This window comes from Pseudomonas sp. 2835 (genome assembly GCF_050435905.1).
Taxonomy (GTDB): Bacteria; Pseudomonadota; Gammaproteobacteria; order Pseudomonadales; family Pseudomonadaceae; genus Aquipseudomonas.
In genome coordinates, this window is record NZ_JBNDLE010000004.1 from 320,840 (window position 1) to 339,251 (window position 18,412).

The 18,412-nt window shown below is 62.5% G+C and carries 21 protein-coding genes and 1 pseudogene; 11 read left to right on the plus strand and 11 right to left on the minus strand.

Features of this window, described 5'->3' with window-relative positions; translation table 11 throughout:
• Positions 1 to 101 precede the first annotated feature (101 nt).
• Positions 102 to 2,186 carry an LTA synthase family protein gene (locus ABIE20_RS07820; RefSeq protein ID WP_429504122.1) on the minus strand — a complete coding sequence of 695 codons (2,085 nt, stop codon included), beginning with the start codon at positions 2,184 to 2,186 and terminating at the stop codon, positions 102 to 104.
• Between the two features lie 184 nt (positions 2,187 to 2,370).
• On the opposite strand from ABIE20_RS07820, the gene ABIE20_RS07825 reads away from it, so the two are divergent.
• Positions 2,371 to 2,844 (plus strand): methylated-DNA--[protein]-cysteine S-methyltransferase, encoded by a 474-nt coding sequence (locus ABIE20_RS07825; RefSeq protein ID WP_429504124.1) that lies wholly within the window; start codon positions 2,371 to 2,373, stop codon positions 2,842 to 2,844.
• An 11-nt stretch (positions 2,845 to 2,855) separates the two neighbouring features.
• Here the strand turns inward: ABIE20_RS07825 and ABIE20_RS07830 are convergent, their stop codons facing one another.
• The gene (locus ABIE20_RS07830) at positions 2,856 to 3,047 is read right to left on the minus strand and encodes a PLDc N-terminal domain-containing protein (RefSeq protein WP_429504126.1); all 192 of its coding nucleotides are present in this window, start codon (positions 3,045 to 3,047) and stop codon (positions 2,856 to 2,858) included.
• A 128-nt stretch (positions 3,048 to 3,175) separates the two neighbouring features.
• Here ABIE20_RS07830 and ABIE20_RS07835 point away from each other — a divergent pair, with 128 nt between their 5' ends.
• A complete protein-coding gene (locus tag ABIE20_RS07835; RefSeq protein ID WP_429504127.1) occupies positions 3,176 to 4,117 on the plus strand; it encodes a ZIP family metal transporter in 942 nt (313 codons plus the stop codon).
• On the opposite strand, the gene ABIE20_RS07840 is transcribed toward ABIE20_RS07835, so the two are convergent.
• Positions 4,114 to 4,644, minus strand: coding sequence for a hypothetical protein (locus ABIE20_RS07840; RefSeq protein WP_429504129.1), 531 nt, complete (start codon positions 4,642 to 4,644; stop codon positions 4,114 to 4,116). The genes ABIE20_RS07835 and ABIE20_RS07840 overlap by 4 nt on opposite strands.
• Before the next feature lie 60 nt (positions 4,645 to 4,704).
• Positions 4,705 to 5,229, minus strand: a complete 525-nt coding sequence (locus ABIE20_RS07845; protein ID WP_429504131.1) for an ankyrin repeat domain-containing protein — start codon at positions 5,227 to 5,229, stop codon at positions 4,705 to 4,707.
• Positions 5,230 to 5,503: 274 nt separating this feature from the next.
• On the opposite strand from ABIE20_RS07845, the gene ABIE20_RS07850 reads away from it, so the two are divergent.
• Positions 5,504 to 5,776: a DUF3509 domain-containing protein gene (locus ABIE20_RS07850; RefSeq protein ID WP_429504133.1), complete on the plus strand. Its 273-nt coding sequence runs from the start codon at positions 5,504 to 5,506 to the stop codon at positions 5,774 to 5,776.
• A 59-nt stretch (positions 5,777 to 5,835) separates the two neighbouring features.
• Here ABIE20_RS07850 and ABIE20_RS07855 read toward each other — a convergent pair whose 3' ends face one another.
• The 3 genes from ABIE20_RS07855 to aroC are packed head-to-tail and all read right to left on the minus strand — an operon-like array spanning position 5,836 to position 8,634.
• Positions 5,836 to 6,354, minus strand: a complete 519-nt coding sequence (locus ABIE20_RS07855) for an acireductone dioxygenase (RefSeq protein ID WP_429504135.1) — start codon at positions 6,352 to 6,354, stop codon at positions 5,836 to 5,838.
• Entirely contained in the window at positions 6,341 to 7,504 is a 1,164-nt protein-coding gene (locus ABIE20_RS07860) for an MFS transporter (RefSeq protein WP_429504136.1), read from the minus strand. The genes ABIE20_RS07855 and ABIE20_RS07860 overlap by 14 nt, the downstream gene beginning before the upstream one ends.
• 38 nt (positions 7,505 to 7,542) lie before the next feature.
• On the minus strand, positions 7,543 to 8,634 hold the full coding sequence (gene aroC, locus ABIE20_RS07865) for a chorismate synthase (protein WP_429504138.1): 1,092 nt from the start codon (positions 8,632 to 8,634) through the stop codon (positions 7,543 to 7,545).
• A 133-nt stretch (positions 8,635 to 8,767) separates the two neighbouring features.
• Between aroC and ABIE20_RS07870 the strand changes: the two genes are divergently transcribed.
• Entirely contained in the window at positions 8,768 to 9,730 is a 963-nt protein-coding gene (locus ABIE20_RS07870) for an alpha/beta hydrolase (RefSeq protein WP_429504140.1), read from the plus strand.
• 106 nt (positions 9,731 to 9,836) lie between these two features.
• Positions 9,837 to 10,634 (plus strand): hypothetical protein, encoded by a 798-nt coding sequence (locus tag ABIE20_RS07875; protein ID WP_429504142.1) that lies wholly within the window; start codon positions 9,837 to 9,839, stop codon positions 10,632 to 10,634.
• Positions 10,635 to 10,679: 45 nt separating this feature from the next.
• On the opposite strand, the gene prmB is transcribed toward ABIE20_RS07875, so the two are convergent.
• Positions 10,680 to 11,588 (minus strand): 50S ribosomal protein L3 N(5)-glutamine methyltransferase, encoded by a 909-nt coding sequence (prmB, locus tag ABIE20_RS07880; protein WP_429504144.1) that lies wholly within the window; start codon positions 11,586 to 11,588, stop codon positions 10,680 to 10,682.
• A 189-nt stretch (positions 11,589 to 11,777) separates the two neighbouring features.
• Here prmB and ABIE20_RS07885 point away from each other — a divergent pair, with 189 nt between their 5' ends.
• The 5 genes from ABIE20_RS07885 (at position 11,778) to ABIE20_RS07905 (ending at position 14,418) form a co-directional block, all read left to right on the plus strand.
• Complete coding sequence (locus tag ABIE20_RS07885; RefSeq protein ID WP_429504146.1) at positions 11,778 to 12,368, plus strand: cysteine hydrolase family protein; 591 nt, start codon at positions 11,778 to 11,780, stop codon at positions 12,366 to 12,368.
• A gap of 76 nt (positions 12,369 to 12,444) precedes the next feature.
• Complete coding sequence (locus ABIE20_RS07890) at positions 12,445 to 12,765, plus strand: hypothetical protein (protein WP_429504147.1); 321 nt, start codon at positions 12,445 to 12,447, stop codon at positions 12,763 to 12,765.
• A 52-nt stretch (positions 12,766 to 12,817) separates the two neighbouring features.
• Positions 12,818 to 13,375 carry a Smr/MutS family protein gene (locus tag ABIE20_RS07895; RefSeq protein WP_038994072.1) on the plus strand — a complete coding sequence of 186 codons (558 nt, stop codon included), beginning with the start codon at positions 12,818 to 12,820 and terminating at the stop codon, positions 13,373 to 13,375.
• Positions 13,376 to 13,444: 69 nt separating this feature from the next.
• Positions 13,445 to 13,990, plus strand: coding sequence for a GTP cyclohydrolase I FolE (gene folE, locus ABIE20_RS07900; RefSeq protein WP_038994069.1), 546 nt, complete (start codon positions 13,445 to 13,447; stop codon positions 13,988 to 13,990).
• Positions 13,991 to 14,049: 59 nt separating this feature from the next.
• Positions 14,050 to 14,418 carry a glutathione S-transferase N-terminal domain-containing protein gene (locus ABIE20_RS07905; protein WP_429504149.1) on the plus strand — a complete coding sequence of 123 codons (369 nt, stop codon included), beginning with the start codon at positions 14,050 to 14,052 and terminating at the stop codon, positions 14,416 to 14,418.
• 1 nt (position 14,419) lies between these two features.
• Here ABIE20_RS07905 and ABIE20_RS07910 read toward each other — a convergent pair whose 3' ends face one another.
• Complete coding sequence (locus ABIE20_RS07910; RefSeq protein ID WP_429504151.1) at positions 14,420 to 15,022, minus strand: glutathione S-transferase family protein; 603 nt, start codon at positions 15,020 to 15,022, stop codon at positions 14,420 to 14,422.
• Between the two features lie 147 nt (positions 15,023 to 15,169).
• Between ABIE20_RS07910 and ABIE20_RS07915 the strand changes: the two genes are divergently transcribed.
• Entirely contained in the window at positions 15,170 to 16,363 is a 1,194-nt protein-coding gene (locus tag ABIE20_RS07915; protein WP_429504153.1) for a benzoate/H(+) symporter BenE family transporter, read from the plus strand.
• 31 nt (positions 16,364 to 16,394) lie between these two features.
• Here the strand turns inward: ABIE20_RS07915 and ABIE20_RS07920 are convergent, their stop codons facing one another.
• Together ABIE20_RS07920 and ABIE20_RS07925 are read right to left on the minus strand one after the other, a co-directional pair.
• Entirely contained in the window at positions 16,395 to 17,276 is an 882-nt protein-coding gene (locus tag ABIE20_RS07920) for a methyl-accepting chemotaxis protein (protein WP_429504280.1), read from the minus strand.
• 27 nt (positions 17,277 to 17,303) lie between these two features.
• A pseudogene (locus tag ABIE20_RS07925) lies at positions 17,304 to 18,365 on the minus strand (methyl-accepting chemotaxis protein); the annotation flags it as partial.
• Positions 18,366 to 18,412: the final 47 nt, after the last annotated feature.

Here is an 18,412-nt window from a genome sequence, read left to right on the forward strand (position 1 = left end):
GCAGCCCCCGCTTCCTCAAGCGCGCGATTTGAGCATCCATGGCCCAGAAAGCCAAGACCCCGGCAAGCCGGGGTCCTGTTTTTACAGCACCAGCAACCTGGCTATTCCGGGGTGCCGTGCACTACACCAGCGGTGTTGTCCAGCAGGCTCTTGGTCGCGGTCTGGATGAACGACTCAAGCTTGTGGGTCAGTTCGGTCTGGTCCGGCGCTTCGATCAGCTCGGCCTTGAAGTTGGCACCCAGCTCATAGCGGTACATGCGTGGCGACATGTCCTTGGACTCGATCAGGATGCGGTCACCCTTGACCAGGCCAACGATCTGCTCGCTGCCCGATGGCTTGATCATGCCAAAGCCCTGGTCACCGGCCGGCAGGTTGAGCAGGTCACGGCCCCAGCACTGATGGCGGGTTTCGCCGCCCAGTCGGCCCATGATGGTCGGCACGATGTCGATCTGGGTACCGACGGTGTGGTTGACCGCACCGAACTTCTCCTGGATACCCGGGGCGATCAGCAGCAGCGGCACGTTGAAGCGCCCGAGGTCGAGCTCAGTGACCTGCTGGTGGTTGCCAAAGCCATGGTCGCCGACGATGACGAACAGGGTTTCCTTGAAGTAAGGCTCCTTGCGCGCCTTCTCGAAGAACTGGCCCAGGGCCCAGTCGGAGTAGCGCATGGCGGTCAGGTGCTCGTCCAGACGGCCCTGGCCGGTGACTTTCTCGACCGGCAGGTCCTTGGGCAGCGCATACGGCGTGTGGTTGGACAGGGTCTGCAGCAACGCGTAGATCGGCTTCTTGCCATCGTGCTTGGCAAGCTCTTCGTTGCCGCGGTCGAACATGTCCTGGTCGGACACGCCCCAGGTCGGGTCGGAGAACACCGGATTGACGAAGTCGTTACGGCCGATGAAGGTGGTCATGCCCTGGTTGCCGAAGAAACCGGACTGGTTGTCCCAGGCAAAATCACCGTTGTAGACGTAGACGTCGTCGTAATCACGGGCACTGAGCAGCGCCGGCAAGCCCGACAGCTTGTGGCCGCCTTCGGGGGTCTGCATCAGGTACTCGAAACCCGGCAGGTTCGGGTAGCAAGCCATGGTGGCGAACATGCCCTGGTGGGTATGGGTACCGTTGGAGAAGAAGCGGTCGAACAGCAAGCCCTCTTTCGCCAGTTTGTCGAAGTACGGGGTGATGTTGTTCGGGCTGCCTAGCGCGCCGACCGAATGACCGGCGAAGCTCTCCATGAGGATCACCACGACGTTCTTGATCGCCAGGGTGTTGTCCGCCGGCGGGGTGAAGTCACGGCGCACCGCGGCGCTGTCGGCATCGACCAGCTTGTCGTTGGCAGTCAACAACATGTCGCGCACGGTCTGGGTAGCCAGGCCTTGTTCGATGGTCGACTTCCAGATATTGGCGCGGTCCTCGCCGAAGCGGCTTTTGGCGGCATCGATCAGGGTCAGGGTGCCGTTCAGGCCCAGCTGGTTGACGAAGTTCGAGTCGGTGGTGAAGGCATCGCCCCACCGCATTGGCGGGCCCTGGCGCAGGGTGCCGCGAGCGGCGATGACCGCTACCAGCAGGACCATGAAGAACACTACGCCGCGCACGTACCAAGGCGCGACGTTGCGCGTGCCGGCGACCTGGCTTTCATATACGCCAGCAGGTCGGGTCAGGCGGTCGATGCCCTTGAACAGCAGGCTCAGCAGCCAGGTGCCAAACGCCCAGGCCAGCAGGTAGCGCACCACCGGGAAGCCGTACCAGAGCATGCTCAGCACGGTTTTCGGATCTTCCTTGACGTACTGGAATACCAGGCCGTTGAGGCGCTGGTGGAACTCGCGGTAGAAGTCCATCTCCATCAGGCCGAGGAACATCACGATGCTCGACGCGATGGTCAGCCAGGCGCGGAACAGGCCGCGGGCAGCCATGGCCCGGGCACTGAGGATCGCCAGCAGCAGCGGGATGCTCAGGTACACCACGACCCGCAAGTCGAAACGCAGGCCATTGAGGAAACCCTCGGCCACGGTCGAGGTCGGCGTGTCGCCGATCATGTCGCTGTTGTAGACCAGCAGGGCCAGGCGGACCAGGCTGAGCATCAGCATGATCACCAGGCCGCACAGCAGGGTGTAGGCCAGATGCGATTTCAGCGTCGGTTGCAACGGGCGTGACGCAGCCCGCTGTTGACTCAAGGCGTCCGTGTTAGCCATGAATTGGAGGATCCTAGGGTTCAGGTTCGAGGAAGGCGGTAAAACGAATCGGCAAATGTGCCCTAAACGCGAGCGCGTTGCACGGCCATTCGGCGAACGGATAATTGCGCGCGCAAATTGTCGGCAATCGTTTGTGAAAATTTCGTAATAGAATCAGGGTTATCCGCAGGGAGATCATTACCCCATGTTTTTTCGCTACCTACCAAGCCCGCTTGGCCCGCTGCTGCTGGTAGGCGATGAACAGGGCCTGCGCCTGCTGCACATGGATGCCGCCCAGCCCTGGGAGCTGGCCGCCGACTGGCTGCCGGCCAGCAACCAGCTGGACGACGTGGCACGCCAGCTGGACGAGTATTTCGCGCGCAAGCGCGAGACCTTCGAGGTGCGTGTGGCGCCCCGGGGCACACCGTTCCAGCGCGAGGTTTGGCAGGCCCTGCAGCGCATTCCCTACGGCACCACCTGCAGCTACGGCGAACTTGCCCGGGCCATTGGCAACCCCAAGTCAGTGCGGGCAGTGGGCACAGCTAATGGCGCTAACCCGATTGCCATCGTCATCCCCTGCCATCGGGTGATCGGCAGTAACGGCACCCTCACCGGCTTTGCCGGCGGGATCGAACGCAAGCAGATCCTGTTGGAACTGGAAGGGACCTGGCTGATCTGAAGATAATCGGGCTACAGCCGCACATTGCCCCGCGGCCCGGCTATCGCCCAGATAATCAGCCCCAGCACCGGCAGCAGCAGAATCAGCAGGATCCAGAGAATCTTGGCGCCAACACTGGCACCACTCTTGATCACATTGATGATCGCCCAGATGTCCAGGGCGAGGATGATCAGGCCAACCAGGCTATTGAAGGTAGAACCCATGGTGTTGCTCCCTTGGTCGCGTCTGCCCTCAGGATAGCTGGCTATCAGCCCCATAGAAGCGAATCGTTCGCCGCGGCCCGGTAGCGCTGGTTACACTCGATTGATTCAATTGCGCCAGAGAGGTCCCTATGCCACCCGCCCACAGCCACAGCAGCCCCGCTCCCGTCCCCTTGTGGAACGCCTGGTTGCAGCAGGCACAAAGCAGCCCGTGGCTCAGTGCAGGCCTGGGTTTGAGCTTGCTGGTGGTGCTCGGCCTGCTGATCGCCAGCGCGTGGAATGCTGTGCATGGCGACCACCAGCAAAACCTGCACATGGCCATGCTCGGCGGCCTCGCCGGGTTTGCCGCCACCGCCCTTGGCGCAGTCATGGCAGTGGTCTTGCGCGAGATTAGCGCGCGCACCCAGGATGTGATGCTCGGTTTTGCCGCTGGCATGATGCTCGCCGCCAGCTCCTTCTCGTTGATTCTGCCGGGCCTCGACGCTGCCCGGGAGATCACCGGCAGCGGCCCCTACGCGGCACTGACGGTGGTGGTCGGCATGGGCCTGGGCGTCTTGCTGATGCTCGGCCTTGACCGCTTTACCCCGCACGAACATGAAAGCACCGGCCCATGCGGACCGCAGGCGGACCGGATCAACCGGGTGTGGCTGTTCGTCCTGGCAATCACCCTGCACAACCTGCCCGAAGGCATGGCCATCGGCGTCAGTTTTGCCAACGGCGACCTCAATGTCGGCCTGCCGCTGACCAGCGCCATTGCCATTCAGGACATCCCCGAAGGCCTGGCCGTGGCGCTGGCATTGCGCGCCACCGGTCTTTCGACCTTCAAGGCGGCGCTGGTGGCCATCGGCTCTGGCTTGATGGAACCCATTGGCGCAGTGATCGGCCTGGGTATTTCCACCGGCTTTGCCATTGCCTACCCGGTGAGCATGGGCCTGGCAGCCGGGGCGATGATTTTCGTGGTGTCCCACGAAGTGATTCCGGAAACCCACCGCAACGGCCACCAAACCTCGGCAACCCTGGGCCTGATGGGCGGCTTTGCGGTAATGATGTTCCTCGATACCGCCCTGGGTTAGACGTGCACGGCCACCCGCAGCGCTTCCAGGGCCGGCGCTGCGGCAATGCCGACTTCAGCGCACAGCTCCAGTACCCGCGGCAGGTCGTTGCTGCCGACCAGCACCATCTGAAGGTCATCATCGAGCAACTGGCTGAAGTTCATCAGCACATAGCCGCCGGCTTCCTTGTTCATCGCCCCCATCTGCACCTGGATGCGGTTGAGCGCGGTCAGCGGCTCGACTTTGGCCAACTGCTTGGGCTTGAGGTTGAACGGCACGCTCTTGTCGAAAGAGTCGGTGATCTGCTGGAACAGATCCTGATAGCTATCGGCCTGGAACAACACGGTGTCGGGCAGGCTGCCAACGACAATCCACTCACCCAGCGGGATCGGGAAACTGTCGTCGTAGTTGATGTCCGGGTTGGCGGCGAGAAACGCCTGGGGGTCGGCATAGGCCTGGGCGGCTTCGTCGGCGATGCGCGCGACTTCGTCTTCGCCCATGCAGCCAGCGCTGATTTTGCCGATGAGTTCGGCCAGTTGGAGTTTCATGAAGGGGCCCTGCGACGCTGAAAAAAGTCGCCAAGGATAGCCGCAAAAGGCCCCTCGGGGTTAGCCGAGCAGCTTGAGCAACTGCTCGGCGGTCTCGGGAGCGCCCATGGTTTGCGCCGCGCCCAGGGCATCGGTGCCACGGGCATCGCGATGGCGAGGGTTGGCGCCTTGAGCCAGCAGGTAGTCGACGATCACGGTGCGGTTGAACATCGCCGCCATCATCAGCGCGGTGCGTCCATCGGCGGACGCGCCATCGACCTCGGCGCCCTTGTCCACCAGTAACTGAACCATCTCCAGGTTGCCCTTGAAAGCCGCGCCGGCAATCGGCAACTGACCCTTGTCATTGGCGATCTGCGGGTCGGCGCCGTGCTCGAGCAGCACCGCCACGGCCTCCAGGTGCCCATGGTAGCTGGCAAGCATCAGCAAGGTGTCGCCATTGCCATTGCGCAGGTTCACCGGCAAACCGTTTTCCAGCAAGCGCCCGAGTATTACCGCGTCGCCCTTGCGCGCCCGGTCGAAGACCTCTTCGGCAAACGCTGCCGCCTCGTCTTCGTTCATCGGCGTTGGCCTGCGTGGGTGAGACATGGGGAACCTCCTGGCTATCGGAAAGGCCCAAGTCTTGGTCAGGCAGCGCCCCGGGTCAACTGTGGATAAATCATGGCTACCAGAGAAGAAATCTATTGGCCAATGCGGTACTGCAAAATGCACTGTGCAAAATGCACGACCATGCAGAATGCACGGCTCCATGCTTAAGTTAATAATTTAAGCTATTGATTTATAAGGATTTTATTTAATAGAAAAGCTGGCACAGACGCTGCACCTGTCACTCCATGTCTGCCACTAACAGTCAGGAGCTGATATGGACCTCATCCAGGAAAAATTCGCCTCGGTATTCTCCGCCTACGACGTCACCACCCAGGCGCGCCCCGATGGTGGAATTCTGCTGACCCTGCGGGCAGCGGACGGTACCCAGACCAAACGTTCGATTTCCTACGCACAGCTGCACAGTGCCGAACAGTTGTCGTGGGCGATCAGTGCGATTCGCCGCGACCTGGCCGAGCAGGCCAGTGAACTGCCGGTGATCACCATGCTGCAAAGCCAGCAGCGGTTTGCCTTGCCGACTTATCGGTAACTTCGCGGGGCAAGCCCGCTCCTACCTGTAGGAGCGGGCTTGCCCCGCGATGGCGTTTATCAGTCGTCAAGCCGCGGGAAAATCTTGGCAATCGAATCGCCAGTAAACCGTACAAGCCCACCTTCCGGCCGGTTGAACACCCGGATCGCCACGAACCGCGGCTCCTCGCCCATGTCGAACCAGTGCCGAACCCCTGCCGGCACGCCGATCAAGTCACCCTTCTCGCACAACACCGCATAGATGTAGTCCTCGATCCGCAGGCTGACCAGCCCGCGCCCGGCGGCAAAAAAGTGCAGCCGATCTTCGGCACAGGTGTGCTCATCGCGCAGGCTGGTATCCGCTTCGCGGCTTACCTCGACACGGGCGTAACCGGTCTCGGCTTTTAGGGCATCGATACCGGCTTGATAAGCGTCGATCAACTGCTGGTCGCTTGCGCCCGCCTGAATCGGCGCGCCAGCCTGCCAACGGGCAAAACGCACGCCTTGCTCTTTCAGGGTCGCGGCGATGTCCTCCAGGTGAGTCAGTACCTTGTTTGGGGTGTCCGGGGTGGACTGGTGATACACGCTAAGGCTGCTCATCGGGGCAACTGTCCTCTTTCATTCGAAGCGCAATGATAACGGCTGCAGCCAAGGCTGCGACGCTGGCAATACTAAAGGTGGTAGCCGGCCCCAGCAGGTTCCAGCTATAGCCGGAGTACAAGGCACCCATGGCACCGCCGGTGCCGGCCAGTGCGGCATACAGCGCCTGCCCCTGGCCTTGCTGGCGGGCTGCGAAGCTGCGTTGCACGAAGGCAATGGCGGCCGCGTGAAAACTGCCGAAGGTGGCCGCATGCAGGAGTTGGGCAAACAACAGCACGCCCAGGTGCTCGGCAAAGTTGCCGAGCAACGCCCAGCGCACCGCAGCCAGGGTGAAGCTGGCCAGCAGCACCCGGCGCAGCGATACCCGCGCCAGGATCCAGCTCATGGCCAAAAACATCAGCACCTCGGCCACCACTCCCAGCGCCCAGAGCATGCCGATGGTGCCGCGGCTGTAGCCCAGGTGCTCTAGGTGCAAGGTCAGGAAGGTGTAGTACGGGCCGTGGCTCAGTTGCATTAACGCCACGCACAGGTAAAACGCGGCCACCCCGGGGCTGGCCAGTTGCTTGAGAAACCCGCCGCCGCTGGTCCGCTCATTCTGCCCGGGCGGCTGGGCATTGGGCACCCAGAGGCTGGCCAGGACGATACCGGCCATGATGATCACCAGCGCCACCGGGTAGATATCCAGGCTCAACCAGTCGAACAAGCGGCCAAGGCCGACCACGGTGAGGATAAAACCGATCGAGCCCCACAGGCGGATCTGGCTGTAACGTGCGGTCTGCCCTTGCAGGTGCGCCAGGGTGATCACCTCGAACTGCGGCAAAACCGCATGCCAGAAGAACGCATGCAACGCCATCACCAGCGCCAGCCAGGCGTAGCTCTTGCCGAAGAAGATCAGCGAAAAGGTTGCCAGGGTCGACAACGCGCCCAGGCGCACGATCAGCAAGCGCTGGCCACTGCGGTCACCCAGCCAGCCCCACAGGTTGGGGGCCACGCAACGCATCAGCATGGGAATGGCAACCAGCTCGCCGATGCGCGCGCTGGAAAAACCCAGATGATCGAAATACAACGCCAGAAACGGCGCGGTCGAGCCGAGCAAGGCGAAGTAGAAGAGGTAGAAACTGGACAGTCGCCAGTAGGGAATCGCCGCCACGGCTCAGCGAGCCGCAGCGTGATTGGCCGCAGCCAGCATTACAGCTGGCCCAGCACCGGGGTCTTCACGCGTACATCGGCATTCTGCCCGCGATGGCGCAGCAGGTGATCCATCAGCACGATGGCCATCATCGCTTCGGCGATCGGCGTGGCGCGAATACCCACGCACGGGTCGTGACGGCCCTTGGTGATGACCTCGACCGGATTGCCATCGACATCGATGGAGCGGCCCGGGGTGGTAATGCTCGACGTCGGCTTGAGGGCCAGGTGGGCAACGATCGGCTGGCCGGAGGAAATACCGCCAAGAATGCCGCCGGCGTTGTTACTGAGGAAACCTTCCGGGGTCAGCTCGTCACGATGCTCGGTACCGCGTTGGGCGACGCTGGCAAAACCTGCGCCGATCTCCACGCCCTTGACTGCGTTGATGCTCATCAGCGCATGGGCAAGCTCGGCGTCCAGGCGATCGAAGATCGGCTCGCCAAGGCCTGGCATGACACCTTCGGCGACCACGGTGATCTTCGCCCCGACCGAATCCTGGTCGCGGCGCAGCTGGTCCATGTAGGCCTCAAGCTCGGCGACCTTGTCCGGGTCGGGGCTGAAGAAAGCGTTCTGCTCCACCGAGTCCCAGGTCTTGAAAGGGATTTCGATCGGGCCGAGCTGGCTCATGTAGCCGCGAATGCGGATGCCCTGGCTGGCCAGGTACTTCTTGGCGATAGCGCCAGCAGCCACGCGCATGGCGGTTTCGCGCGCCGAGCTGCGACCACCGCCGCGGTAGTCGCGCTCACCGTACTTGTGGTGGTAGGTGTAGTCGGCGTGGGCCGGGCGGAACAGGTCCTTGATCGCCGAGTAGTCTTTGGATTTCTGGTCGGTGTTGCGAATCAGCAACCCGATCGAGCAACCGGTGGTCCGGCCTTCGAACACACCCGAGAGGATTTCGACTTCGTCGGCTTCCTGGCGTTGGGTGGTGTGGCGGCTGGTGCCGGGCTTGCGCCGATCGAGGTCGTGCTGCAGGTCAGCCAGGGAAATTTCCAGGCCCGGCGGGCAGCCATCGACAATGGCGACCAACGCCGGACCATGGCTTTCGCCAGCGGTGGTGACAGTGAACAGCTTGCCGTAGGTATTGCCGGACATGCAGGACGCTCCGCGAATCAGCCAGATTTGAACAAGGCCGCCAGTATACGCAGGCTAACCATTCAGTTCATCCCTGACGGCGAACCTTCTGCGCCGGCCCCGGTCCAAACCGCACTCTCTCGATAGTGGCCTGATGATGTTGCGTATTGTTGCAGTGTTCGCCCTACTGTTCAGTGGCCTGGTCCAGGCTGCTGCCCCAACCGTATTCCAGCGCCCGGTCAGCCTCGATACCGGCAGCGGCGTACTGCACGGCAGCCTGCTGTTGCCGCGCAGCGAGCAGCCGCCACCGGTAGTGTTGATCATTGCCGGCTCCGGGCCGACCGACCGCGACGGTAACAATCCTTACGGCGGCAACACCGACAACCTCAAGCAACTGGCCCTGACCCTGGCGAAAAACAATATCGCCAGCGTGCGCTACGACAAGCGCGGTGTCGCCGCCAGCCTGGCCGCCACCCCGGATGAACGTGATCTGACGGTGGAACGCTACGTTGCCGACGCGGTGGCCTGGAGCCAGAAAATCAAGGCCGACCCGCGCTTCGGCCGTCTGGTCCTGCTCGGTCACAGCGAAGGTGCGCTGATTGCCAGCCTTGCCGCCGAGCAAAGCGGCGCCAGTGCGGTGATCAGCATCGCCGGCAGTGGCTGGCCGATCGACAAGGCGCTGCGGGCGCAGATGTTCGACCGGATCCCTGGGCGCTACATGGCCAGTGCCCACGACATCCTTGACCGCTTGAAAAACGGCAAGACTTCTTCCCGCGTGCCGCTGCCACTGGAGGACGTCCTGCGCCCGAGCGTGCAGCCCTACCTGATTTCGCTGTTCCGCCAGGACCCGGCCGAGGCCTTCGCCAAGGTCAAGGTGCCGGCATTGATCATCCAGGGCACCCATGACTTTCAGGTCGGTGTCGACAACGCCGAGATCCTCAAGGCCGCCAAGCCGGATGCCGAGCTGGCCTTGATCAAGGGCATGAACCACATGCTGCGCATCGCTCCCGAAGAAATGAGCCAGCAACGCGACAGCTATCTTGATCGGCAACTGCCGCAAGCAGCGGAAGTTGGCCAGCGCGTTGTCGACTTCATTCAGCGGTTGCCTGCCAGCTGAGGCCAAATCGCAGAAATTACGCCTCCAGTCCGGGCCAATCCTGCCGATAAAGCGGTGCTGGCATCGTCAATGCGACCAGCCCGCTGCGCACATGAGGATTGCCGTGATGACCGAAGCCGCCCCCCAGGACACCGCCGAGACGACTGCCGAGCAGGCAGCACCGGAAGTTGCCCCCCTGCCCTGGGCCGATGTTGCCCCCGAACATTTCCAGATGCTGCGCCTGGCGCCGTTGCCGACCGATCGCAGCAGCGGTGCACGGCCGCTACGCTTTGTCCAGTACGGTTATGCCGAGCGCCACAACAAACAGACCAGCCTGCTGCGCATGGCCATCCAGTTGCCGGTGCAAAAAGTGCGCAAGGAACAGAACCACCTGGATGTGTGGGTCGACCACGAAGAAAAACGCGTGACCTTCACGCCCGACACCGGCCTGCAGATCGAGCCGCTGAACCGTGGCCTGGGGCGCTTTCTGCTCAACCAGGCCGTGCAGTGGGCGCAGCGCAAGTGGCCGCACTACCGGGTCGAAGGGGCTGCCCTGCCGAGCAAGGATGCGCTCAACGAAGACACCCGCCTGCGCCGCGACCATGTGCTGCGCAGCCATGGCCTGGAGGTCGAGTACGCCGATGCCCAGCACCTGAAGGGACGCTTCGTCGATGTCCAGGTCGGTGAACTCAAGGGCGGCTGGAACAGTGACAAGGTGCAGCGGGTCGAGATCCTCGATGCCGCGCAGATGCTGCAACAGGCCGAGCAGAACTTGCAGGAAAAAGAGGCGCAGTTGCGCGAACGTGACGAACGAGTCAGCAAGTACCGCCGCGAAGACAGCGGGCTGCGCTTTACCATCACCTGCCTGGTGGCCTTTGCGGTGTTTCAGGCGGGGTTGTTGATCTGGATTGCGACTCACCGCTGAATCTATCGCAGGGAAAGCCCGCTCCTACAGGAGCGGGCTTTGTGCTTACACCCTCGAGGCAAACAGCCCCTGGTGCTGGCGGCACTGCTCAGCCGTGAGCATGAACACCCCGTGGCCGCCGCGCTCGAACTCCAGCCAGGCGAAATCCACCTCTGGGTACAACGCCTCGACATGCACCTGGCTGTTGCCCACCTCGACAATCAGCAAGCCTTTGTCGGTCAGGTGATCGGCTGCTTCAGCCAGCATCCGCCGCACCAGGTCCAGGCCGTCGTTACCGCAGGCCAGGCCCAGCTCCGGCTCGTGGTGATATTCCTCGGGCATGTCAGCAAAGTCTTCGGCATCGACGTACGGCGGGTTGGACAGGATCAGGTCGAAACGCTGACCCGGCAGGCCGGCAAATCCGTCGCCCTGCACGGTATAGACGCGCTCTTCCAGGCCATGGCGCTCGATGTTCTGGTTGGCGACTTCCAGCGCTTCGAACGACAGGTCGGCCAGCACCACCTCAGCCTCGGGGAACACTTCGGCACTGACGATGCCGATGCAGCCGGAGCCGGTGCAAAGGTCAAGGATGCGGGCAGGTTCGCTGGCCAGCCACGGTTCGAAGCGTTTTTCGATCAGTTCGCCAATCGGTGAGCGCGGAATCAGCACGCGCTCGTCGACGATGAACGACAGGCCGCAGAACCACGCCTCGCCCAGCAGGTAGGCGGTAGGCACGCGGTCTTCGATGCGGCGCTTGAGCATACGCTGCAGGTTGACCAGCTCGTCGTCTTCCAGCTGGCAGTCCAGGTAGGCGTCGGCAACTTCCCAGGGCAGGTGCACCGAGCCGAGCACCAGCAGCCGCGCTTCATCCCAGGCGTTGTCGGCGCCATGACCGAAAAACAGGCCATGCTCGTGGAAACGGCTGACGGCCCAACGGATATGATCGCGCAGGGTGCGCAAGCGAGAAGTGATCACAACAGACTCCTTGAAAGACGACCTGCGATTCTAACAGCCCGGGAAAAGAAATGATCGGCAAAAACACCCTGTAAGGATATCGCCAGGGTGGCTGCAGGCCACTAACGACGCTGGTTGTACGCGAAGCGATTCACATAAGTGCTCAGGCAGGGGACAATAGGGTAAAAGCCCTATCCAAAGGAGCCCTTGATGTCTGTTCCAACGACGATGTTCCACCTCAGCGGCCGCGGCTATCCGCCGGCCAAGCTGAACAACGCCAGCCTGGTGATTATCGATGCGCAAAAGGAGTACCTCAGCGGTCCCCTGGCGCTCTCGGGCATGGACGCGGCCGTGGCCAACATCGCTAAAATGCTCGAGGCGGCCCGCAAAGCCGGGCGCCCGGTCATTCACGTGCGTCACCTGGGTACCGTCGGCGGCATGTTCGACCCGCAGGGCCCACGCGGTGAATTCATCCCGGGCCTGGAGCCCGTGGGCGATGAAGTGATCATCGAAAAGCGCATGCCCAATGCCTTCAAGAACACTACCCTGCACGAGACCTTGCAAAAGTACGGGCACCTGGACCTGATCGTCTGCGGCTTCATGAGCCACTCCAGCGTCAGCACCACCGTGCGCCGGGCCAAGGACTACGGCTACCGCTGCACCCTGATCGAGGATGCCTGCGCCACCCGCGACCTGCCGTTCAAGGACGGGGTGATTCCGGCGGCGCAGATCCAGCAGAGCGAGATGGCGATCATGGCCGACAACTTTGCCTGCGTCGCGCCAACCACCAGCCTGATCTGAGCGACCGCCCGGCAGCCGGGCGGAACCACCTCAAGGCTTTTCGGTCCAACGCCGGATATCCAAAGAGGAAATCGGAATGAAAATATCCGATGGTTTTGATGCCAAACGCTTGCGCCCGCGCACGCCCCGTAACTGGGGCATGCGCCTGGCCGCAGCGTTTTCGGCGTTGCTGGCAACCACCGGCGTGCTCCTGGCCATGGCCGGAGCGGCCAGCCTGCTGGGCCGCCCCGCGGCCCTTGGCGAGCTCAACGCCAACCCGGCCGGCGCCAGCGTCTTGCTTGGCCTTGGCCTGTTGTTGCTGTACCTGGGCGTGTGGTTCTGGCGCCGCAGCCGCTTGCGCCTGCGCCGTAGCCGCGAGCTCAACCTGTCACCGCACCTGATGAAAAAACACGATTGACTGCACGTTTGGGGGGAGTCGCGTAAACTACGCCGCCCTGGCGGAGGCTTACATGCAAGACGACGATTTTTCCCTGTTCAAAAGCGAGATGCGCGGCGTCAAACCGATCACCCATGATCGCGCCGAAGTCGGCAAACCCAAGGCCGACCGCAAAAAACTGGCAAGCCTGCGCCAGGCCGCGACGGTGCGTAGCGACCAGACTGTGGTCGATGGCCTGTCGGACCAGTTTGTCATTGATGTTGGCCCCGAAGACGACCTGCACTGGAGCCGTGACGGCGTCCAGGAAAGCCAGATGCGCAAGCTCAAACTCGGCCAGATCGGCTTTGAAGGCAGCCTCGACCTGCATGGCATGACCGTCGAAAAGGCCCGGGAAACCCTGTGGGCCTTCCTTGCCGAAGCCACCCGCTTCGAAGTGCGCTGCGTGCGCGTCACCCACGGCAAGGCGGTACGCCTGGACGGCAAGCGGCCAATGATCAAGAGCCACGTCAACACCTGGCTGCGCCAGCACCCGCAAGTGCTCGGTTTTACCTCATGCCAGGCCCGCCATGGCGGTACTGGCGCGGTGTATGTCATGCTCAAGCGAACCATGCTCGAAGGCCGTGACGAGTAACGCCGTACTTGCAGCGCCGCCGTCGCCGCCGTACCCTTCGCGTTTGCGATAAATCCCACAGGTAGATCCATGTCCCTGGAACAGAACTACACCGCGATCCTTGGCCAGCTTGGCGAGGATGTCTCCCGCGAGGGCCTGCTCGACACGCCCAAGCGGGCTGCCAAGGCTATGCAGTACCTTTGCCGCGGTTATGAGCAAACCCTGGAAGAAGTGACTAACGGCGCCCTGTTCAGCTCCGATAACAGCGAAATGGTCCTGGTCAAGGACATCGAGCTGTACTCGCTGTGCGAGCACCACATGCTGCCGTTCATCGGCAAGGCCCATGTTGCCTACATCCCTGACGGCAAAGTTCTGGGACTGTCGAAGGTGGCGCGGATCGTCGACATGTACGCACGTCGCCTGCAGATCCAGGAAAACCTCAGCCGCCAGATCGCCGAAGCGATCCAGCAGGTCACCGGCGCCCTGGGCGTTGCCGTGGTCATCGAGGCCAAGCACATGTGCATGATGATGCGCGGGGTGGAAAAACAGAACTCGACCATGATCACTTCGGTGATGCTCGGCGAATTCCGTGAAAACGCCGCGACCCGCAGCGAGTTTCTCAGCCTGATCAAGTAATCGGGCCAGCCTGCAAGCCGACCTTTCGTGGTCGGCTTTTTTTATTCTTTGGAGTTGCCATGATCGTCAAAGCACTGCGTGTGGGCCTCGGCCAGTTGATTGTGTTCGGTGACTGGATCAGCCGCCCGGCCAAGCTCAAGCGCGACCCGGCCGCCCAGGCACAGGTCGAGCAACAAGCCAAGGGCCTGAGCCTGTATCAGTTTCACGCCTGCCCGTTCTGCGTGAAAACCCGCCGCGCCCTGCACCGCCTGAACGTGCCGGTGGCACTGCGCGATGCCAAGAACAACGAACAGGATCGCCAGGCCCTGCTTGCCGAAGGCGGCAAGATCAAGGTGCCGTGCCTGCGTATCGAGGAAGACGGCAAGACCACCTGGATGTATGAATCCAAGGTGATCATCGACTACCTCAACAAGCGCTTTGCCGCCTGACTCAACCGAGCATGGTCACATGACGGGGATGGCCGGCCACACGCTCCAGCCATGCCTGGATGCCAGGGTAGCCGTCGAGGTCGAAGCCCCCCTGATGGGCGACATGGGTGTAGGCGAACAGTGCCACATCGGCGATCGAGTAGGTATCGCCCACCAGGTAAGGCGTTAGCTGCAGTTGTTTCTCCATCACCCGCAGGGCCTTGTAGCCGCCCTTGTGCAGGGTCTTGTATTCCTCCAGCCGCTCTTGCGGCAGCCCCAGGTAGAACTGGATGAAGCGCGCCACGGCGATGTATGGCTCATGGCTGTACTGCTCGAAGAACTGCCATTGCAGCACCTGGGTGCGCAAACGCGGTTCGGTAGGCAGGAATTCACTGCCGTCGGCGAGGAAGTTGAGAATCGCGTTGGACTCCCACAGGTAGGTGCCATCTTCGAGCTCCAGCACCGGTACCTTGCCGTTGGGGTTCATGGTCAGGAACGCCGGGGTTTCCGTTTCGCCCTTGAGGATATCCACCGAGTGCCATTCATAAGGCAGGTCGAGCAGGTGCAGCATGAGCTTGATCTTGTAGCAGTTGCCCGACTGGTAGTCGCCGTAAACCTTGTACATCGCTCCCCCTCTTCGTAATGCTGAATCGAACCCGCGCCCATAGTTGGCGACTGTACGGCTAATTGCAATGCCTGCTGTATGGCAAAGATCAACAGTGTGCGCGGTAGTCTGAAAAAACTGCTTACATCCAGAACAAGGAATGCCCCCATGCCCGACGCCACGTCCGCGCAATTGCGCCCTTTGGCCGACTCCTCGCCATCCGCGGTAGTGGCTGGCTTTATCGCCATGCTCACCGGTTATACCAGCTCCCTGGTGCTGATGTTCCAGGCAGGCCAGGCCGCGGGTTTGACCACGGGGCAGATCTCGTCGTGGATCTGGGCGCTGTCGATCGGCATGGCGGTGTGCAGCATCGGCCTGTCGCTACGCTATCGCACGCCGATTACCGTCGCCTGGTCGACCCCCGGCGCGGCGCTGCTGATCACCAGCCTGGGCGGGGTCAGCTACGGCGAAGCGATCGGTGCCTATATCACCTGCGCTGTGCTGGTGGTGATCTGCGGCATGACCGGCAGTTTCGAGCGCCTGGTCAAACGCATTCCGGCCTCGCTGGCCTCGGCATTGCTGGCCGGGATCCTGTTCAAGATCGGTAGCGAAATCTTCATTGCCGCCCAGCATCGGACCACGCTGGTGCTGGGAATGTTCTTCAGCTACCTGCTGATCAAGCGTATTTCGCCGCGTTATTCGGTCCTCGCCGCTCTGGTCATCGGTACCGCGTTGTCCGGCGCCATGGGCCTGCTGGATTTCAGCGGTTTCAGCCTGGAAGTGGCAACGCCGGTGTGGACCACGCCGAGCTTCTCCCTGGCCGCCACCATCAGCATCGGCATTCCATTGTTCGTGGTGGCCATGACCTCGCAGAACATGCCAGGTGTCGCTGTGCTGCGAGCGGATGGCTACCAGGTGCCGGCCTCGCCGTTGATCACGGTAACCGGCCTGGCGTCATTGCTGCTGGCACCGTTCGGCTCCCACGGCGTAAACCTGGCCGCCATCAGTGCAGCGATCTGCACCGGCCCGCATGCCCATGAAGACCCCAGCAAGCGCTACACCGCGGCAGTCTGGTGCGGGATTTTCTACGGCATCGCCGGGGTCTTCGGCGCCACCCTGGCGGCGCTGTTCGCCGCCCTGCCCAAGGAGCTGGTGCTGTCGATTGCCGCCCTGGCATTGTTCGGCTCGATCATGAACGGCCTGACCGTGGCGATGAACGAGGCCAGGGAGCGCGAGGCGGCGCTGATCACCTTCATGGTTACCGCCTCTGGCTTTACCCTGTTCTCGATCGGTTCGGCATTCTGGGGGATCGTCGCCGGGGTGCTGACCTTGATGATCCTCAACTGGCGTAAATCGGCCTGAGCAGCACTGGGGCGCAGCGGCCCCAGAACTGCTACAGACGAAAATGCCCGACCATTCCCTTCAAGTCATTGCCCAACTGCGCCAGCTCGATACTTGAGCTGGCGTTGCCCTGCATGGCCAGCGCCGATTGATCGGCACTGCTGCGGATCTGGGTGACGCTGCGGTTGATCTCCTCAGCCACCGAGCTCTGCTGCTGCGCCGCCGCAGCAATCTGCTGGTTCATCTGCTGGATCAACGACACTGCCGCGGCAATGCTGCCTAATGCGCTTTCAGTGTGCAGGGCATCGCTGACGGCCAGTTTGACCAGCTCGGCACTGCCCTGAATCTGCGCCACCGAGGCCTGGGCGCCGCTGCGCAAGCTGCTGACCAGGCGCTCGATCTCCTCGGTCGATTGCTGGGTACGCCGGGCCAGTGCCCGCACCTCGTCGGCGACCACGGCAAAACCGCGGCCCTGCTCGCCTGCCCGCGCAGCCTCGATGGCGGCGTTGAGTGCCAGCAGGTTGGTCTGCTCGGCAACGCTCTTGATCACCTCCAACACCTGGCCGATGTTCTGTACTTCGCTGCTGAGGTTGTCGATGCTCTGGCTGGCTGATTCGGCAGAGCTTGCCAGTTGCTCGATCCGCTGCATGCTCTGGCGCACCACCTGCTGACCGCTCTCGACCTTGATGTCCGCCGTTTGCGCCGCCAGGGCAGCCTCTTCGGCATTGCGCGCAACATCATGCACGGTGGCGGTCATCTGCTGCATGGCGGTGGCAACCTGCTCGGTCTCATCCTTCTGGCTGTTGACCTCGCGGTTGGTCTGCTCGGTGACTGCCGACAGCGACTGGGCATTGCTGGCCAGTTGCTCAATACCGTTTTGCAGGCCACTGACGATCGCGCTCAAGCCCGTGCCCATCTGCTGCATGGCCAGCATCAGCTGGCCGACCTCGTCACGCCGATCGACATCGATTTCACCGCGTAGATCACCTGCGGCGATGCGCTGGGCACGGCCCATCACCTGGCGCAACGGGCCGACCACGGCGCGAGTGATCAGCCAGGCCGCCAGCACGCCCACCAACAGGGCCAGCAACGAGGCGGCAAGAATCAGCATGGCGTTGCGCTTCAACTCATCCTGCATGGCCCGGTCTTCAGCGCGCCGGGCTTGATCGACCTGTTCGGTGACCTGCTCGGCTCGTCCCTGAAGTTGCTGCTTGAGCTGCTGCTCGCGACCGAGCAAGTCGGTGTACTCGGCGAGTTTTTCGCTGAAACTGGCAATGTGCGTGCTGACTTCGCCCAACACAGTCTGATAGCCAGCGTCGGTCACCGCAGTTTTCAATTGCTCGACCAGCGCCGCGGCCTGTTCGGTCTGTTCGATGCGTCCCTGGCGCGCATCCTCGGCGCCCTTGCGGTTCTGCTCCAGGCGCACCCGCGCTTCATCCATGGCCTGCAGCATCAGGCGGGCGACCTGAGCCACCTGCCCGGCTTGCTCGACGAACTCGGCGCCCTGCTGGCCCTGGGTGTCTTTAAGGGTATAGGTGCCGTCATCGGCCAGCCCCGCCTGTAGCACATCAAGGTTGTTGGCCACGCTTGAGACCGACCAACTGGCCATGTCCAGCGCCAATTCCTTGGCCTGGGTCAGCTCGACGAACTGGTCGAAGGCCTGGCGGTAGTCATTCAGCGCCTGTTCGACGCCGCTCAGTTGCACCAGCGCCCGGGCCTGCTCTTGCAGGTCGTCGAGGCGCTGGTGCACCGCGTCTACCGCCTTGGGATCGGAGCGCAGGGCGAATGCCTGTTCCTGCAAACGGGTGTCGAGCAGCGCGGTATTGAGTGCCGCCATCTGCTGCAAACCGTCGAAGCGTTGCCCGACGCTATGCAAGGCGGCAACCCCCGCTGCCGCCACCACAGCCGTCAGCAGCAACACCAGGGCAAACCCCAGCCCGAGCTTGCGGGCCATGCCCAGGTTGGCGAAAAAACCACGCTTGGCCGAACTCATCGCACTTCCCCCTGCTGCCCGCAAATGCATCAAGGGTGGAGAGTGGCAATGGCGTGGTCAGCGGCACAAGATCCCGG

Coding starts and splice junctions, on each gene's coding strand:
- ABIE20_RS07825 (WP_429504124.1), top strand. CDS start 2,371: ATGTTTTTTCGCTACCTACCAAGCCCGCTTGGCCCGCTGCTGCTGGTA.
- ABIE20_RS07830 (WP_429504126.1), bottom strand. CDS start 3,047: ATGGGTTCTACCTTCAATAGCCTGGTTGGCCTGATCATCCTCGCCCTG.
- ABIE20_RS07840 (WP_429504129.1), bottom strand. CDS start 4,644: ATGAAACTCCAACTGGCCGAACTCATCGGCAAAATCAGCGCTGGCTGC.
- ABIE20_RS07855 (WP_429504135.1), bottom strand. CDS start 6,354: ATGAGCAGCCTTAGCGTGTATCACCAGTCCACCCCGGACACCCCAAAC.
- ABIE20_RS07920 (WP_429504280.1), bottom strand. CDS start 17,276: ATGCTGGCCATGCAGCAGATGGGCACGGGCTTGAGCGCGATCGTCAGT.
- ABIE20_RS07850 (WP_429504133.1), top strand. CDS start 5,504: ATGGACCTCATCCAGGAAAAATTCGCCTCGGTATTCTCCGCCTACGAC.
- aroC (WP_429504138.1), bottom strand. CDS start 8,634: ATGTCCGGCAATACCTACGGCAAGCTGTTCACTGTCACCACCGCTGGC.
- ABIE20_RS07835 (WP_429504127.1), top strand. CDS start 3,176: ATGCCACCCGCCCACAGCCACAGCAGCCCCGCTCCCGTCCCCTTGTGG.
- ABIE20_RS07820 (WP_429504122.1), bottom strand. CDS start 2,186: ATGGCTAACACGGACGCCTTGAGTCAACAGCGGGCTGCGTCACGCCCG.
- ABIE20_RS07890 (WP_429504147.1), top strand. CDS start 12,445: ATGAAAATATCCGATGGTTTTGATGCCAAACGCTTGCGCCCGCGCACG.
- ABIE20_RS07885 (WP_429504146.1), top strand. CDS start 11,778: ATGTCTGTTCCAACGACGATGTTCCACCTCAGCGGCCGCGGCTATCCG.
- folE (WP_038994069.1), top strand. CDS start 13,445: ATGTCCCTGGAACAGAACTACACCGCGATCCTTGGCCAGCTTGGCGAG.
- ABIE20_RS07910 (WP_429504151.1), bottom strand. CDS start 15,022: ATGTACAAGGTTTACGGCGACTACCAGTCGGGCAACTGCTACAAGATC.
- ABIE20_RS07875 (WP_429504142.1), top strand. CDS start 9,837: ATGACCGAAGCCGCCCCCCAGGACACCGCCGAGACGACTGCCGAGCAG.
- ABIE20_RS07915 (WP_429504153.1), top strand. CDS start 15,170: ATGCCCGACGCCACGTCCGCGCAATTGCGCCCTTTGGCCGACTCCTCG.
- ABIE20_RS07870 (WP_429504140.1), top strand. CDS start 8,768: ATGATGTTGCGTATTGTTGCAGTGTTCGCCCTACTGTTCAGTGGCCTG.
- ABIE20_RS07905 (WP_429504149.1), top strand. CDS start 14,050: ATGATCGTCAAAGCACTGCGTGTGGGCCTCGGCCAGTTGATTGTGTTC.
- ABIE20_RS07895 (WP_038994072.1), top strand. CDS start 12,818: ATGCAAGACGACGATTTTTCCCTGTTCAAAAGCGAGATGCGCGGCGTC.
- ABIE20_RS07845 (WP_429504131.1), bottom strand. CDS start 5,229: ATGTCTCACCCACGCAGGCCAACGCCGATGAACGAAGACGAGGCGGCA.